Genomic DNA, 16,433 nt, shown 5'->3' with positions numbered 1-16,433 from the left:
TCGCCGGCCGCCCTCGCGAACTTCCCGGTTCCCCTCCCCAAAAGGATGGTGCACATGCGTCACACCGCCAGAACAGTGCTGACGGCGCTCGCCGTCTCGGCCGCGGCCGTCGCGGCCGCGCCCGGTGCGCAGGCGGCCGGACCGCCCGGGTTCACGATCGTCGTCGCGCCGAACGGCAACGACCACAACCCGGGCAGCGCCGGCCGCCCCGTCGCCTCGCTGCAAAAAGCCCAAAAACTGGCCCGCGACCTCGTCGGCCGGGCGAACGTGACCGTCGAGCTCGCCGGCGGCACGTACCGGCTGACGGCGCCCCTCACGTTCACCGCTGAGGACTCCGGCCGTAACGGCCACACCATTACGTGGCAGGCCCGCCCCGGCCAGACCCCCGTCCTGTCCGGGGGACAGGCCGTGACCGGCTGGAAGCTGCACGACCCGGCGGCGAACATCTACGTCGCCGACACCCCGAAGGGCGTGGACACGCGCCAGCTCGTCGTCGACGGCGCGCTCGCGCCGCGGGCCGCGGTCACCATCGCCCGCAGCGACGTCTCGGTCACCACGACCGGACTGTCCATTGTGAACCCGGCACTGGACTACCTGGCCACCTTGCCCGACAAGAACCGGATCGAGGTGGAGAGCCAGAACTCCTTCACCGACCGGTACGCGCCGGTGCAGCACATCAGCGGCACCACGATCACCATGCAGCAACCCGCGTGGAACAACAACAACTGGGGCTACGACACGCTCGCGCGCCCCTTCGCGGGAGGCACGCTGCTGCTGGAGAACTCGTACTCGTTCCTGAAGGCCGGGCAGTGGTACCTCGACCCCCAGGCCGGGAAGCTCTACTACAAGGCCGCCCCCGGGCAGACCCCGGCGCACAGTCAGGTGGAACTGCCGCGGCTGAGCTCGTTGGTCCGGCTGAGCGGAACGCGGGGCCAGCCCATCCACGACCTCACCTTCCGCGGCTTGAGCTTCGAGCACACCACCTGGCTGCAGCCCGGCACCGCGGTGGGTTACGCCGACCAGCAGAGCGGCACCTTCATCACCGGAACGTATTCGCAGCCGGCGGACTTCCTCACGTCCTGTCAGCTCGGCTGCCCCCAGTTCGAGGCCTCGCGCAACGACTGGAACCAGGTTCCCGCCGCCGTCCAGGTCTCGGCCGCTCGCAACATCTCCTTCGTGGGCAACACGTTCGCCCACCTGGGCCAGGTGGCGCTCGGCATCGGCAACGACGCGAACGCCCACGCTTCCGGCATCGGCCTCGGCGCGTCGGGGATCACCGTGCAGCGCAACACCTTCACCGACGACTCCGGTTCCGGCATCGTCGTCGGCGGGGTGCAGCCCGATGCGCACCACCCGAGCAACCCGGCGATGACCAACAAGGACATCACCATCACCGACAACCTCGTGACGAACGTCGCGCGGGACTACAAGGACATGGCCGGCATCCTGAGCACCTACGTCACCCACGCGGTGATCGAGCACAACGAAGTGTCCGACCTCGCCTACGACGGCATCGACGTCGGCTGGGGCTGGGGCGCCAACGATCCCGGTGGCAGCCAGGACTACCGCAACCGGGGCCTGTACGACTACCAGCCGGTGTACACCACGCCCACCACGCTGAAAGACACGGTGGTGCGCGGCAACCTCGTCCACGGCACCAAGAAGGTCTTCCACGACGGCGGAAGCATCTACAACCTCTCCGCCGACCCGGGCACCGTGATCGACGACAACTACATCTACGACAACCACAGCACGGTCGGGCTGTACCTCGACGAAGGCTCGCGCTACGTGAGCCTGTCGCACAACGTGATCCAGGACGCCGGCGTCTGGGCGTTCACCAACGCCGGCTCCACCAACAACACCGACGACAACACCTTCACCGGCAACTGGTACAACACCGGCGCCACCCAGGTCGCGACCGGCGCCCCGCACAACAACGTGCTGGACGGCAACGTCCACCTCACCGACGGGACCTGGCCCCCGGCGGCGCAAGCGGTGATGGACCACGCGGGCATCCGCCCGCAACCGCACCCCGGCTCCTCGTCCTGACACCGCACGGCACTTCCCCCGCGCGCCGACTGTGACCGGCACACCGTGACGCCCGGGAGCGACTCCGCTCTGCAGACCGCTCCCGGGCGTCACGGCGTTCTCCGCCGCGCCGAACGATTTTGCCGCTTCCGGCACACCCGGCGCGGCGGAACCCGGCTCAGTGGTGCGTTTCCCTGAGATTCGCCGCCTTGACCCCGACCAGCAGCACGATGCCCGCGAGGAGCGCGATGCCCGCGCTGATCACCAGGCCGAGCGAGAGGCTGCGGGTCGCCGGCTGGCTGAAGCCCAGCAGAGTCGCCGCCGCGTGGAGGAGTACCGGGCGGCGCTGGCCGGTCTTCCGGCCGTCGAGTTTCACCAGGCTGCGGGTGGCCGGGCGAGGGCGGTATCGTCACGAATTGTCCTCAGGTGCCACCGGTGACCCACCGACGGTGCGGCGGCCTCTGGCGACGGGGAGGATGGTCCTGCGTCATGGACGAGCGCGCCGCGATGGAGCTGATCGAGAGGGCGCACGCCGAGACCTCGCGTCGGGCCTCGGCGCTGGCGCGGCAGTGGAACGAGATCGTGGCGGCGTCGGAGTTCAGCAGCGGCGACGACGAACACGACCCGGAAGGTGCCACCATCGCCTTCGAGCGGGCGCAGATCCAAGCGCTGCTGCGGCAAGCCCAGGACGAACTCGCGGCACTCGACCGAGCCGCCGAGCGGGTGCTGGCCGGGGTCTACGAGATCTGCGAACGCTGCGGCGGCCCGATCTCCGAAGGCCGGCTCGCCGCCCTGCCGGCGACGCGGACCTGTATCGCCTGCGCGAATCGAAGGTGACGCAACCACTCCACGGCAACGCGGCGACAGTGCGAATCGCGGCTTCCGGAGTGGACGACAAGACCTTCACGGACGCGCTGCGCGCCTCCTGCCGCACCCGGCCGCGTGGGAGTGGGCTCGGGAAAACGATCCCGATCAGCAGCGCAGCTCTCGCCACCTCGCCGATTTCAGGCGTGCGGGCGAGATCGACGAGGTGATCGCGGACGGCGGCATGCTGCGCGCTCATGGTGCCACCGCTGTCCGACGAACAGTTCGCCCCGCACCGGGCACTCATGTCCGGGCGGCGCCGCCATCCCCGCCCTCAACTGGTACCGGCCGATGGGCAACTCCGGGCGCTGGGGCCGTCGCCGGTCCCGGCGACGTACCCGTGGGGCACCGCCGACACGGCGCTGGGCCGTGTCGGCGCCGAACGCTGCCGGCGGCACGTCACCGGGCCCTACCGCGTCGTCGAACTCGAGGGGATCACGCACTGGGTTCCTGAAACAGCGCCGGAAGCAGTGGCGCGGGAGATTCTCTTGCGCCGCCGAGCGGACCTGAGCACGCGCCGCTTGCCGGGCCGGACACCGCGTCGACCGCGTAGGTGCCTGGCTCGCCTCCGCGTCCGACCGGCCATCCTGACGTCCCCGGGACGTGCCTGCGTGAACCACTACCGACGAGAAGCGCGCCTGGGAGGCGGCTCACTTCTCCGGGCGGATGCGCCCCGGTCATCGTCGGTCGCGGCGGTGATGGCGGTCGACACTTCCTGCAGGAAGCGCGCGATGAGGGCTTGCTGCGGTTCGCTGTAGCGCGCGATGACGGCGCGGACGTGGTCGGCGAGCGGGCCGAACAGGGCGGCGCCGATTGCCAGTGCCGAGTCGGTGATCCGCAGATCGACCTGGCGGCGATCGGTGGCGCTGCGGGTGCGCCGCAGGTGCCCGGCTTGTTCGAGCCGGTCGATGAGGGCGCTGGTGGCCGGAGGGCTCAGGTGCAGAGCCGCGCTGAGCCGTCCGGGGGTCATCGGTTCCCGCGTCCGGTCGGCGTCCATGACCACGGCCAGCGCGTTCAGGTCGGTGCGGTGCATGTCGTGGCCGGCGCCGATCGTGGCGACGTAGCGCTCGGTCTCCACGGCGTGGCGGCGCAGCAACCCGGCCAACCCGTGGGGGTCGCCGGCCGCTCCCGCCGGGCTTCCTTCCATGTCGTGCTCCTCGTCGTCTCGCACAGCGACAGCCCGGTTGCGATCACGAGCGTCTCACCCTATGTTTCCATTATCGAATATTTCTATGGTGGAAATAAAACTGACCCGTGAGAGGGGATGTCAAGAGGTGAGCGACGACGACCCGGGGGCTCGCCGGCCGCGGCGCCTCAGGTGGCTGCTGCCGGCGGTGCTCGCGGTGCTGTGGCTGGCGTTGGGGGCGCTCGCCGGGCCCTTCGCCGGAAAGCTGGGCGACGTCGTCCAGAACGCCAGCTCCGCGTTCCTGCCCCGAAGCGCCGAGGCCACCCAGGCGCAAGCGCAGGCACAGGCGTTCGTCGACCGCGAGGTGCTGCCGGCGGTCGTGGTGGCCGAGCGGTCCACGGGGATCACCGCGGCGGACCGGGAGTTCCTCGCCGAGCGGTCCGCCCGGATCGCTCGGCTGCCCGGGGTCGAGGCGCCGGTGTCGCCGGTCATCCCGGCTCCGCGAGACGACCGTGCCGTGCAGGTGGTGGTGGGGATCGACGCCACCGGCAACCCCGGCGACGTCGCGACCCGGGTGCGCGAAGCGCTGGAGGACGCGCCGTGGGGGTTGACCGTGCTGGTGACCGGGCCGGCCGCGCAGATCGCGGACCTGGTGGTCGCGTTCGGCGGGATCGACGGGGTGCTGCTGCTGGTCGCCGGTGCGGTGGTGGCCCTGATCCTCGTCGTGGTCTACCGCAGCCCGCTGCTGCCGCTGCTGGTGCTCATGTCCGCCGTGTTCGCACTGGGGCTGGCGAGCCTGACGGTGTATCTCTTGGCGGACAACGGGATCATCGATCTCAACGGGCAGAGCCAAGGTATCCTCTCGATCCTCGTCTTCGGCGCGGCGACCGACTACGCGCTGCTGCTGGTTTCGCGGTTCCGAGAGCAGTTGCGCGATACCGGCAGCCGGTTCGACGCCATGCGGGCGGCCCTGCGCGGCACGGTCGAACCGATCGTCGCGTCCGCGGCGACGGTCATCCTCGGTGTCTTGTGCCTGCTGTTCAGTGAGCTGAACTCCAACAAGGCGCTGGGGCCGGTGGCCGCCATCGGCATCGCGTCGGCACTCGTGGCTTCGCTGACGTTCCTGCCTGCGGTGCTGGTGCTGTTCGGACGTGTGATCTTCTGGCCCCGGGTACCCGCGCTGGGCTCCGCGCACCCGGAGGCCGCCGGGGTGTGGGGGAAGGTGGCCGAGTTCGTGGGGCGATCTCCCCGGGCGATCTGGATCGGCGTGGTACTCGTGCTGGCCGTCGGAGTGGCGTTCCTGCCGCAGTTGAAAGCCGCCGGCACCAGCCAGTCGGACGTGTTCCTGGACCGGGTCGATTCCGTCACGGGGCAACAGGTGCTCGAGCGGCACTTCCCCGGCGGCACCGGCGCGCCGACCGTTGTCCTCGCGAATGCCGGCGCGTCCGCCGCGGTGCGTTCGGCGGCCGTGGTGGCCGGGGTCGAGCGGGCTACCGTGGTGCCCCCGGTCGTCGGCGGCCGCTCCCGGGTGGAGGTGGTGCTGCGCGACGCCCCGGATTCCACCGCGGCCGTCGAAACCGTCCAGCGCGTTCGCGACGCCGTGCACGCGGTGCCCGGCGCGGACGCGGTGGTGGGCGGCCCCACCGCCGTCCAGCTCGACACGCGGATCGCCGCCGAGCACGACCGCGACCTGATCATCCCCATCGTGCTGGTGGTGATCTTCCTGGTGCTGGCGTTGCTGCTGCGCGCGTTGCTCGCGCCGCTGCTGCTGATCGCCACCGTCGTGTTGTCGTTCGCCGCCACCATGGGACTGTCCGCGGTCGTGTTCAACTCGGTCTTCGGGTTTCCCGGAGCCGACCCCGTGGTGCCGTTGTTCGGTTTCGTGTTCCTGGTCGCGCTGGGCGTCGACTACAACATCTTCCTGATGACCAGGGTGCGGGAGGAGACGCGACGTTCGTCCACCCGGGCGGGAACGCTGCGCGGGCTTGCCGTGACGGGGGGAGTGATCACTTCGGCCGGTGTGGTTCTCGCCGCCACGTTCGCGGCGCTCGCCGTCATCCCGGTCCTGTTCTTGGCCCAGCTCGCCTTCATCGTCGCGGTCGGCGTGCTGATCGACACCCTGCTGGTTCGCACGCTCCTCGTGCCCGCGCTTACGCTCGACATCGGTCGCCGAGTCTGGTGGCCTTCGGCGCTGTCGCGGGCTGATCCGATCGAGCGGTGAACGTGGCTACCGGGTGCGGGTGCAGGAGCGGCTCGGGCGCACGCCACCGGTCACGGGGGCCGGTCGTGGCGCCCAGCTTGCCAGGCCCTGTGGCGTGCCTTGCTGACCTGGGCGCGCCGGCATTCGTTGACCTGCCGTCGGATCGTCCCTAGGTTCGACGCCATCGCCGACCTCGAAGGAGCGGTCATGGCTATTCCGGCGCCCGATGCGGCAAGGCTCGCGCAGCTGTCTCAACGTTACGGTTTCGATCTGACCCAGGCCGAGATCGGGGAGTTCGTCCCGGCGGTCGAAGGGACATTGGCGGCGTCGGAGGAGGTCGAGCGGCTCTACGATCGGTCGTCGCCCGAGGTGCCGGTGCGTGAGTCGTCGCTGCCGGTGGACAATCCGCTCAACGCGTGGTCGGTGCGGACGGCGATCAGCGAGACGGCGGAGGGCCCGCTGGCGGGGCGGACGGTCGCGGTGAAGGACAACGTCGCCGTGGCCGGGGTGCCGATGGTCAACGGTTCGGCGTCGATGGAGGGCTTCGTGCCGAGGCGGGACGCGACGGTCGTGCGCCGGCTGCTCGCCGCGGGCGCGACGATCGCCGGCAAGTCGACGTGTGAAGACCTGTGTTTCTCCGGGGGCAGTTTCACTTCGTGGCCGGGGCCCGTGCGCAACCCGTGGGATCTCTCGCGCAACGCGGGTGGTTCGTCGAGCGGCAGTGCCGCGCTGGTGGCGAACGGCGACGTCGACCTGGCGGTGGGCGGGGATCAGGGCGGCTCGGTGCGGATCCCGGCGTCGTTCACCGGGATCGTGGGGCACAAGCCGACGTACGGTCTGGTGCCGTACACCGGTGCATTCCCGATCGAGCAGACCATCGACCACCTCGGACCGATGACGCGCACGGTGGACGACGCCGCGCTGATGCTGAGCGTGCTGGCCGGCGTCGACGGCTACGACTCCCGCCAGCCGACGGTCCTCGACCCGGTCGACTACGTCGCCGCTCTGCGCGAGAGTGCGTCCGGGCTGCGCGTGGGCGTGGTGCGGGAAGGGTTCGGCACGCCGGGGTCGCTCGCCGGCGTCGACGACGCGGTCCGGGACGCGGTGGAGGTACTGCGGTCGGCGGGGCTGACCGCGGACGAGGTCTCGATCCCGTGGCACACCGACGCCATGGCGGTGTGGAACGTGATCGCGACCGAAGGCGCCGCCTACCAGATGATCGACGGCCACGGGTATGGCATGGGCACTTGGGGCCAGTACGACCCCGAGCTGATCGCGCACTACGCCCGGGGCCGCCTCGCGCGCGGCCGCGACCTGTCCAAGACGGTCCAGCTCGTCGGCCTCTCGGGCCGTTACACCTTCGAACTCGGCGGCGGCAAGTACTACGCCATGGCGCGCAACCTCTCCTACGAACTGCGGGCTGCCTACGACGCCGTCCTGGGTGAGTACGACGTCCTCGTCATGCCGACGCTGCCGTATGTCGCGCGGGAGCTGCCGGCACCGGACGTGTCGCTCGCCGATTACCTGGACACGGCCTTGTCGATGATCGGAAACACGGCGCCTTTCGACGTGACCGGGCATCCCGCGTGCAGTGTTCCGGCCGGGCTGGTCGACGGGCTGCCGGCCGGGATGATGATCATCGGCAAGCGGTTCGACGACGCCACGGTCCTGCGGGTCGCGCATGCGTACGAGCAAGCGGTCGGTGGGTTCCCCGCTCCGGCCGGTACTGCTGCCGCGGCGTCCTAGCTGTACCGATCGGAGAGGTTTGGTCGTGTGGTGGCGACCGGGCCGACCAGGTGGGGGACATCTCCGCAGCCGACCCTTGCCCCGGCCGGCGACGAGCGTGAATCTGGATCGGCCGGCCGAGCGACTTCGAGCACGCTGAACGCGCCACGCACGACACGATCGACGAGGATCAGCTGATGACCGTCACCGAGCACGCTGCCACCGCGGGCGGCGCCGCCGATCTGCTCGCCCTGCTGGCCGCCGCGACCGGGGACCCGGGGCGGGTCGGGCAGCGGCTGTCCGATCGGCTGGCCCACGCGCACGACGCGTCGCACTTCCTGTTGACGCCGCGGGCGGTGGTGAGGGCGTGCAGTGCGGACGAGGTCGGGCGGTTGTTCGCCGCCGCGGGCTCGGCCGGGGTGCCGCTCGGGTTCCGGTCCGGGGGGACGAGCCTGTCGGGGCAGGGCGGGACCGACGGCGTGCTCGTCGACACCCGGCGCCACTTCCGCGACATCGAGGTGCTCGACGACGGTGCGCGGGTGCGGGTGGGTCCCGGGGCCACGATCCGGCAGGTCAACGCGCGCCTCGCGCGCCTGGGCCGCAAGCTCGGGCCCGACCCGGCGAGTGAGGTCGCGTGCACTGTCGGGGGTGTGGTCGCGAACAACTCCAGCGGCATGGCGTGCGGCACCTGGGCCAACAGCTACGCGACGCTCGAGTCGATCGTGCTCGTGCTGCCGTCCGGCACGGTCGTGGACACCGGAAAACCCGATGCGGACCACCGGCTGCGCGCCGCCGAGCCCGAGCTGCACGCGGGCCTGCGCCGGCTGCGCGACCGGGTGCGGGGCGACGCGGCGTTGCGCAAGCGGGTCGAGCAGCAGTTCTCGATGAAGAACACCATGGGCTACGGCCTCAACTCGCTGCTCGACCACACCGAGCCGGCGGACATCCTGGCCCACCTGGCGGTCGGCAGCGAGGGCACGCTGGCGTTCATCGCGTCGGTGGTGCTGCGCACGGTGCCGTTGCACGGGCACGCGCGCACCGGCCTGCTCGTCTTCGACGACCTCGCCGGGGCGACCGGGGCGTTGCCGACGTTGGTCGCCACCGGTCCGGCGACGGTCGAGCTCCTCGACGCGACTTCGATCCGCGTGGGCCAGCGCGACGCCCAGGCGACCGCGGTGCTGCGCGACCTCGTGGTCGACCGGCACGCGGCGTTGCTGGTCGAGTACCAGGCCGGCACCGCCGAGGAGGTGGACGAGCTGGCCGCGGCGGCCGGCGTGGCCCTGGCGGCGCTGCCGACCACCGCGCCGGCGGTGCTGTCCGCGGACCCGGCGACCCGAGCCGGCCATTGGCACGTCCGGAAGGGCCTGTACGCCATGATCGCCGGGGCCCGGCCGGCCGGCACCACGGCCCTGCTGGAGGACATCGTCGTGCCGGTGCCCGAACTGCTGCCGACGTGCGAGTCGCTCACGGGCCTGTTCGACCGCCACGGCTACCGCGACAGCGTGATCTTCGGCCACGCCAAGGACGGCAACATCCACTTCATGCTCACCGAGCGCCTCGGCGACGGCCGGCCGCTGGACCGGTTCGCGGCCTTCACCGACGACATGGTCGACCTGGTGCTCGGCCACGGCGGCTCGCTGAAGGCCGAGCACGGCACCGGCCGGATGATGGCCCCGTTCGTGCGCCGCCAGTACGGTGACGAGCTCTACGAGGTCATGCGCGAGATCAAGCGCCTGTGCGACCCCCGGGGCCTGCTCAACCCGGGTGTGCTCATCACCGAGGACCCGGCGGGGCACCTGCGCGACCTCAAGGCTTCGCCGCGGGTGGAGGAAGAAGTCGATCGCTGCGTGGAATGCGGCTTCTGCGAACCCGTGTGCCCGAGCCGCGACCTGACCACCACACCGCGCCAGCGCATCGCGCTGCGCCGGGAGATCGAGCGCGCTCGCGAAGCCGGGGACACGGCCGCGCTCACGCAGCTGCGGGCCGAGTACGAGTACGACGCCGTGGAGACCTGCGCCGTCGACGGGATGTGCCAGACCGCCTGCCCCGTGACGATCAACACCGGCGACCTGATGAAGCGGCTGCGGGCCGAAGAAGTCGGACGGACCACGTCGGCGATCTGGGCCGGCGCGGCACGGCACTGGGACGGCGTGACGCGGGCGGCCGCGACCGCGCTCACCACCGCCGCCAAGCTGCCGGAGCGCCTGGTCGTCGGCGCGAACGAACTGGCCCGCAAGGCGGGCGGCACCGACTCGGTCCCGCTGTGGTCGCCCGAGCTCCCGCGAGGCGGGCGGCGCCGCACCGAAGCCGTGACCGGGAACGCCGGCGCGGTGCTGTTCGCCTCGTGCACCGCCACCATGTTCGGCGGCGCGGGGCCCGGAGCCGCGGCGGCGCTGCGGACCCTGTGCGAGCGGGCCGGGATCCGCCTCACGACCCCGGACGGGCCGGCTTCGCTGTGCTGTGGCACCCCGTGGAAGTCCAAGGGCCTGGACCGGGGGCACGACGAGATGTCGCGGCGCGTGCTCCCCGCTCTGTGGACCGCTACGGGGGGCGGCCGGATCCCGGTGATCGGCGACGCGTCCTCGTGCACCGAAGGGCTGCGGCACATGATCGAACGGGGGCCGGAGCGGTTCCGGGAGATCCGGGTGGTCGACGCCGTCGAGTTCGTGCGCGAGGAGGTGCTCGGGCGCCTCACGATCAGCGCCCCGGTCGCGGCCGTGGCCCTGCACCCGACGTGCTCGGCCACGCGGATGGGGCTGTCGGGCGCGCTGCGCGAGGTCGCCGCGGCCGTGGCCGGCACCGTGACCGTGCCCGACGAGTGGGGGTGCTGCGGCTTCGCCGGCGACCGCGGTCTGCTGCACCCGGAGCTGACGGCGTCGGCCACCGCGCGCCAGGCCCGGGAGCTTTCCGCCGCCGGCCCCTTCGACGCCCACGTCTCCTGCAACCGCACGTGTGAGCTGGGTATGACCAGGGCGACCGGGCACCGCTACGAACACGTCCTCGAGCTCGTCGAACGGGCCACCCGGCCCGCGGCGGAAAACCGGTGACGCGCGCGGCGTGTCCGCGAAAACCCGGTGGCGGACCACGGCAGCCACTGCTACCTTCCCGGAGGCCGTGCGAGAGACCGAGGAGGTGGTACCCGTGAACGCAACGACAGGGGTGCTCCCCTCAGAGGTCACGGTCGGGCGGTAGGTCGTCCGGGAGCGCCGTTCACGAGCACTCCCGAAAGGCGACCATGCGATTCACCGCCGAACAGCGCCTCGACGACGGCGTCCTCGAGCGCGAGTTCACCCTGGGCGAGATCCCCGGCATCCTGTGGACCCCCGGATCGGCGTCCGAGCCGGCCCCGCTGATCCTGCTCGGCCACCCCGGCGGACTGCGCAAGATGTATCCGCGGCTGGTGGCCCGGGCCCGGCACTCCGCGGCAGAAGGCTACGCCGCGGCCACCCTCGAACTCCCCGGAAGCGGCGACCGGCCCCGTTCCGCCTCCGCCGAGCAGGCTCGCGCCGACCTGCGCCGGGCGCTGCAGACCGGGGAGCCTCTCGAGGAGATCGTCGACCGGCTCATCCTGCCGCTGGTCGAGCAGGCGGTCCCGGAATGGCAGGCCGCCCTGGACGCCCTTCTTGGGCTACCGGAGATCGGCGGTCCGGTCGGGCTCGCGGGAGGGGTGATCGCCATCGGTGTCCGGCTGGCGGCGGTCGAGCCGCGCATCGCGGCCGCCCTGCTGTTCGCCGGGAGTTTCGTGCCCCGCAGCATGTTCGAGCAGGCGCGGCAGATCACCATTCCCCTGCACGTCCTGCTTCAGTGGGACGACGAGGGAAACGACCGTCAGCTGGCCCTGGACCTGTTCGACGCCTTCGGCTCGAAGGAGAAGACGCTGCACGCCAACATGGGCGGGCACACGGGCGTCCCGGGGTTCGAGGGCGAGGACGGGAACCGGTTCTTCGCGCGGCACCTGAAGTGAGGCCGGCCCGGCGGCCCGAGATCCGTTGACGGGGCGAGGGGCCGGCAGCGGCGGGGAACGGTCCGTTGTGGACACCGGCCCGGACCCGGTGACGTTGGTCCTTCGCGGCGGTGTCTTGTGGCCGGCGCGGGGTCTCGGCGGTCCGGGGTTGGCTGAGCCCGTCCGATCCGGCGAGGCCACCAGGAGAAGTCGTGTCCCACAAAGCTGTTCCCGCCCCGGCATCGGGGGACGGCGGGTGGACGAGCGCCGAGGTGGAGGTTCTGGGGCGCGCGGTCCTGCGGGCCCCGTCGGTGCACAACACCCAGCCGTGGGCCGTGGAGCCGAAGGACCGTGCGGTGTTGCTGCGGGAACGCACAGACGTGGCATTGCCGCAGCACGATCCGGGGCGGCGCGACCTCGCGATGTCGTGCGGGACGGCGCTGGCGAACCTCGAACTGGCCGTGCGGGTGCTCGGCCGGCGCGCCGACGTGACGATCCTGCCCGATCCGGCCCGCCCGGACGTGGTGGCGCGCGTCGATGCGGCAACGCGGTGCGCGCCGTCGGCAGAGGACCTGGCGTGGTTCGCGGCGATCGCGGTGCGGCGCAGCCACCGCGGGCAGTTCGGCGGGCTCCCGGTCGCCCGGCGGCAGGTCGATCGGGTGGTGCGAGCCGCGGTGACGACCGGAGCCGAGGCGGTGCCGTTGACCGATGCCGGTGAGCTCGCGGGGTTGTTCGGCCACGCCGCCCGCGCGATCCGAGACGACGGTGCCTACCAGCGCGAACTCGCTCTGTGGACGATCCGCGACGAGGTCGGGCACCGCCACGGCGCGGGGCTGGGGCGCACTGTGGCGCCGCCGGGGGAGCTGCCGTGGGCCGGGCTGGTCCGGCGCGCCACCGAGGTGCCCGAGCCGCGCGTGCTGCGGTCCCGGCTGGCCGCTGAGACGTTCCTGCTGTTCCTGACGGCCGACGACAGCCGCGCCGACCACGTCCGGGCCGGATACGCGCTCGAACGTGGCTGGCTCGAAGCGGTCACGCTGGGGCTGTCGGCCGCGGTGCTGACGCAGCCGCTGCACGTGCCGGGAGTGCGCTCGGCGCTGTGCGAGGACCGCGGTCTGGCCGGGTTCCCGCAAGCGTTGATGAGGCTCGGCCGGCCGGCCGGGAACGCGCCCGCGAGCCTGCGTCGTGGGGTGGGCGAAGTTCTGGTCGGAGCGGGCCCGAGCGAGTCGTGAACGGGGTGACCGGGCCGGTCGTCGGGGGTGTGGACGGGTGCGGGCAGGCGGCGTCGGCCGCGCCGTGCGCGAAGCGGCGTTGTGGCACACCTCGCTGACCGTGCTCACGGCGAGCGCGGTGGAGGACCCGTGTTCAGGCGCGTCGGCGTGGCTCGAAACCAAGGCGGTGCTCGGCAGGAGGTGGCGCGGGCGGCGCGTGACGAGCCGGCGGCGGCCCAGCCGGGTGTGCCGGGTCATGACCAAGGCCGTGCGGCCGGCGCCGAAGCCGCCGTGCGGCAGGACTCGGCCGTCCGCTCGTGCTCGGCCCGCCGACCGGACACGCTCCGGGCTGCTGGCCGGTTCGCCGGGCGCCGACCTCATGGCGAGAGCGGGCCGTCCGGTGGTGATCGTGTGCGGCACCGGTGCGAAGCACGGGCGGCCCGGTCGTCGTCGGCGTCGACCGCAGCCCGATGAGCGAGGCCGCCGTGGCGTGGGCGTTCGAGGAGGCGTCGCGGCGGAGCACGAGGCTGGTCGCGGTGCCCGCGTGGCACGACAGCGAGAGCGGCAGGCCGTTCGCGAACAACCCGGAAGCCCGCTGGTCGAGATCGGCGACGTCGAGCAGTGGCTGCTCGCGCAAACGCCTGGCCGGTCGGCGCGCGGTACCCGGACATCGACGTCGAACCGGTTGCCGAGCGCGATCTCCCCGCGACAGGCTGCTCGAACGGCGCGCCGAGGCGGTGCTCGTGGTCGTGGGCAGCCGGGTCCGCGGCGGGTTCACGGGCATGGTCCTCGGTTCCCCGACCCCCGACCCCACGCCTTGCTCCACCGCGCCGGCTGCCCCGTGCTGGTGGTCGGCGGCGTGTAGCACACCTGATTCCCGAAGCGCTCCGGCCGGGGACCAGCGGGGCCGCCGAACGCCGTCCACAGTGGATCGACGACCCGGCGGAAGCCGCCGTCTGCGCCCGGGTGTGGCCACGGCTCCGGCGGAGGCAACTGCGCTTTCGTCCCCGGGAAAAGGGACTTCGTCCCCTCGCCGGCCGGGCCCGGCTGCGCGACGGTGGAGCGTACCGGCGACGTCGAAAACGAGGAGAACCGATGCACGCACAACCCGGAGGCTGCCGGCTCTCCGCCGGCCGCCGGTCCACGGTTCGGCCCGGGCCGGATGCCGTCGTGCGCGCCGTGGCGGAGGTCACCGTCCGCGACGAGCAGGAGCGCGCGACGTGGCACCGGACGCGTCCGCTTCGGTGGAGCGGAGGGGGTGTGCGCAGTGCCCGAACGTGACAACCGTGTGGTGCTCGCAGGTGTCGACGGGTCGCCGTCCTCCGGCCACGCCGCGGTCTGGGCCGCGGCGGTGGCGGCACGCCGGGGCGCGGTGCTGAAGCTGGTGCAGGCGTACACGGTTCCGGGGCCGAGTGTGTCCGGCATGGCGGTCGCCGCCGTCCGGGAGGGGTTCCGGTCGGTGGCCGAGACGGGGCTCGCCGAGGCCGAGGGGACGGTGCTCGCGCAGTGGCCGTCGCTGCCGATCGAGCGGAGCGCCGTCGAGGGCAGTGTCGTGGGCGTGCTCCTGCGGGAGAGCTCCGATGCCGAGGTGGTGGCGCTGGGCTCCCGCGGGCTCGGGGGGTTCACCGGGCTCCTGCTCGGTTCGACCGCGGCCGCGCTCGCCGGCCGCGCGCCTTGCCCGGTCGTGGTCGTGCGCGGGCGAAAGCCGGACGACGCGCCGCCCACCACCGGACCGGTCCTCGTCGGGCTCGACGGATCGCCGGACAGCAACGAGGCACTCGGCTACGCGTGCGACGAAGCCACTGCTCGCAGGACCGGGCTCGTGGCGGTGCGCGCCTGGACCGAGATCACGTCGGGGGGCTCGCCGCGGAAAACGAGCCCCGACGACATCGCCGCCGGGGAACGGCGACTGGTGGACGAGCAGCTCGCGCCCTGGCGGGAGAAGTTCCCCGAACTGCCGGTCGACGTGGTCGTCGCGCACGGCCGGCCGGCTCGGACCCTGCTGGACCGCAGTGCCGGCGCCCAGCTCGTGGTGGTCGGCAGCCGCGGCCGGGGCGGGTTCACCGGCATGCTGCTCGGCTCCACGAGCCACGCGCTGCTGGTCCACTCCGCGTGCCCCGTCGCGGTGGTCCGCCCGGGGAGCCGGCCGTGACCGTGACGAAACCGGCGCCGAGCCCGCGTCCCGCGCCCGAGTACGCGCTCCTGCACTACAGCATCCACTACTACGACACCGCCGGCCTGCGGCTGCGGCGGCACGGCCTGTCGCTCAGCCGGGTCGGCACGAGCTGGCAGCTGGATCGCGGCGACGGCAGAGGGTGCCGGGTCGAGGCGCCCGAGTCGGATCAGGTGCCGCACGAGCTGCGCCGGCTCGTCCGCGCCTACAGCCGGGACCTGGAGCTCACCCCGGTGACCGGTCCGTGCACCGGACGCCTGACCCGGGACGCGGTACCGGTGGACACCGCCCGGGCCACGGTGCTCGGTTACCTGGAGACGCAGATCGAGGCGCTCGCCCGCGCCGATCTGGCCGTGCGGCTGGGCGAACCCGAGGGGGTGCGCGACCTGAGAGCGGCGGCGAGTCGCCTCAGGGCGGCGCTGTGGACGTTCGCTCCCGTCCTCGGTGGACGGCGGCTGGTGCGGGGCCTGTGCGCGTCGCTGCGCCGGCTCGGTGCGAGCGTCGGGTCCGCGCAGGACACCGAGGTGCAGCGGTGCAGGTTCCTGCGCCGCCTCGGCGAGCTGCCGGACGAGGCGGTCCTGGGCCCGGTCCGGGCCGACGGCCGGCGGCACTTCGCCGTGGCGGCCGCGGAATCCGCCGCCGAATGCGCCGAGGCGCTCGATTCGCACCGCTACCTCCAGCTGCTCAACGCATTCGAAGTGTTCGGGGCCGTGCTGCGGGAGCAGCCTCGGTCCGACCAGCGCAAGGCGGCGCTCAAACCGGCCGGCGTCGTCCTGCCGGGTCTCGTGTGGACGGTCGTGACCGAGACCGACGCGCGGCTGGAAGCGGCGTTCGCCGGCTCCGCTCCGAACGTCCACGCGGTGCGCAAGAGCGCGAAGCGGCTCCGGTATGCGCTCGAAGCGGCCGCGGGCGCCCTGCCCTTCGTCCCGGACCGCGTGCTGGCGGAGTGCCGTGCGGTGCAGGACTTGCTGGGGGAGCACCGGGACGCGGTGGTCGCCCGCGAGCAGCTGCGCGCACTCGCGTCGGCGGCGACGGAGGCCGGCCGTCCGGCGGAGACCTACGAACTGCTGATCACGACCGAGGCGCTCGCCGCGCAGGAGTGCCTCGCCGCGTTGCCCGCGGCGTGGGAAACCCTGCGGCGCGGACTCGAGCCGATGCGGGCTTAA

Annotated in this window: 12 protein-coding genes; 10 read left to right on the top strand and 2 right to left on the bottom strand. The window is 72.5% G+C overall.

Translation table 11 applies throughout. From position 1 onward, the window contains the following. Positions 1 to 54: 54 nt before the first annotated feature. Positions 55 to 2,049: a right-handed parallel beta-helix repeat-containing protein gene (locus tag AB0F91_RS38150; RefSeq protein WP_360605802.1), complete on the top strand. Its 1,995-nt coding sequence runs from the start codon at positions 55 to 57 to the stop codon at positions 2,047 to 2,049. Between the two features lie 157 nt (positions 2,050 to 2,206). Here the strand turns inward: AB0F91_RS38150 and AB0F91_RS38145 are convergent, their stop codons facing one another. Beyond that, entirely contained in the window at positions 2,207 to 2,404 is a 198-nt protein-coding gene (locus tag AB0F91_RS38145; RefSeq protein WP_360605800.1) for a hypothetical protein, read from the bottom strand. Positions 2,405 to 2,517: 113 nt separating this feature from the next. Here AB0F91_RS38145 and AB0F91_RS38140 point away from each other — a divergent pair, with 113 nt between their 5' ends. Next, positions 2,518 to 2,865 (top strand): TraR/DksA C4-type zinc finger protein, encoded by a 348-nt coding sequence (locus AB0F91_RS38140; protein WP_360605798.1) that lies wholly within the window; start codon positions 2,518 to 2,520, stop codon positions 2,863 to 2,865. A 646-nt stretch (positions 2,866 to 3,511) separates the two neighbouring features. On the opposite strand, the gene AB0F91_RS38135 is transcribed toward AB0F91_RS38140, so the two are convergent. Next, positions 3,512 to 4,039 (bottom strand): MarR family transcriptional regulator, encoded by a 528-nt coding sequence (locus AB0F91_RS38135; RefSeq protein ID WP_360605796.1) that lies wholly within the window; start codon positions 4,037 to 4,039, stop codon positions 3,512 to 3,514. Between the two features lie 85 nt (positions 4,040 to 4,124). Here AB0F91_RS38135 and AB0F91_RS38130 point away from each other — a divergent pair, with 85 nt between their 5' ends. The 8 genes from AB0F91_RS38130 to AB0F91_RS38095 all read left to right on the top strand — a co-directional run bounded on the left by AB0F91_RS38130 (position 4,125) and on the right by AB0F91_RS38095 (position 16,433). Next, positions 4,125 to 6,239, top strand: coding sequence for an MMPL family transporter (locus AB0F91_RS38130; RefSeq protein ID WP_360605864.1), 2,115 nt, complete (start codon positions 4,125 to 4,127; stop codon positions 6,237 to 6,239). Positions 6,240 to 6,425: 186 nt separating this feature from the next. Next, positions 6,426 to 7,964 carry an amidase gene (locus AB0F91_RS38125; protein WP_360605794.1) on the top strand — a complete coding sequence of 513 codons (1,539 nt, stop codon included), beginning with the start codon at positions 6,426 to 6,428 and terminating at the stop codon, positions 7,962 to 7,964. A gap of 176 nt (positions 7,965 to 8,140) precedes the next feature. Further along, the gene (locus tag AB0F91_RS38120; RefSeq protein WP_360605792.1) at positions 8,141 to 10,990 is read left to right on the top strand and encodes an FAD-binding and (Fe-S)-binding domain-containing protein; all 2,850 of its coding nucleotides are present in this window, start codon (positions 8,141 to 8,143) and stop codon (positions 10,988 to 10,990) included. Between the two features lie 188 nt (positions 10,991 to 11,178). Next, positions 11,179 to 11,907, top strand: a complete 729-nt coding sequence (locus tag AB0F91_RS38115; RefSeq protein WP_360605790.1) for an alpha/beta hydrolase — start codon at positions 11,179 to 11,181, stop codon at positions 11,905 to 11,907. 191 nt (positions 11,908 to 12,098) lie between these two features. After that, positions 12,099 to 13,115 carry a nitroreductase gene (locus tag AB0F91_RS38110; RefSeq protein WP_360605788.1) on the top strand — a complete coding sequence of 339 codons (1,017 nt, stop codon included), beginning with the start codon at positions 12,099 to 12,101 and terminating at the stop codon, positions 13,113 to 13,115. 401 nt (positions 13,116 to 13,516) lie between these two features. Continuing rightward, positions 13,517 to 14,473, top strand: a complete 957-nt coding sequence (locus AB0F91_RS38105) for a universal stress protein (protein WP_360605786.1) — start codon at positions 13,517 to 13,519, stop codon at positions 14,471 to 14,473. Next, positions 14,362 to 15,246, top strand: a complete 885-nt coding sequence (locus tag AB0F91_RS38100; RefSeq protein ID WP_360605784.1) for a universal stress protein — start codon at positions 14,362 to 14,364, stop codon at positions 15,244 to 15,246. The genes AB0F91_RS38105 and AB0F91_RS38100 overlap by 112 nt, the downstream gene beginning before the upstream one ends. Next, entirely contained in the window at positions 15,243 to 16,433 is a 1,191-nt protein-coding gene (locus AB0F91_RS38095) for a CHAD domain-containing protein (RefSeq protein ID WP_360605782.1), read from the top strand. The genes AB0F91_RS38100 and AB0F91_RS38095 overlap by 4 nt, the downstream gene beginning before the upstream one ends.

It is taken from the genome of Amycolatopsis sp. NPDC023774, from assembly GCF_040639695.1.
Lineage (GTDB): Bacteria > Actinomycetota > Actinomycetes > Mycobacteriales > Pseudonocardiaceae > Amycolatopsis.
Note: the sequence above shows the minus strand (reverse complement) of the source record. Positions and strands in the feature narration are given on the sequence as shown.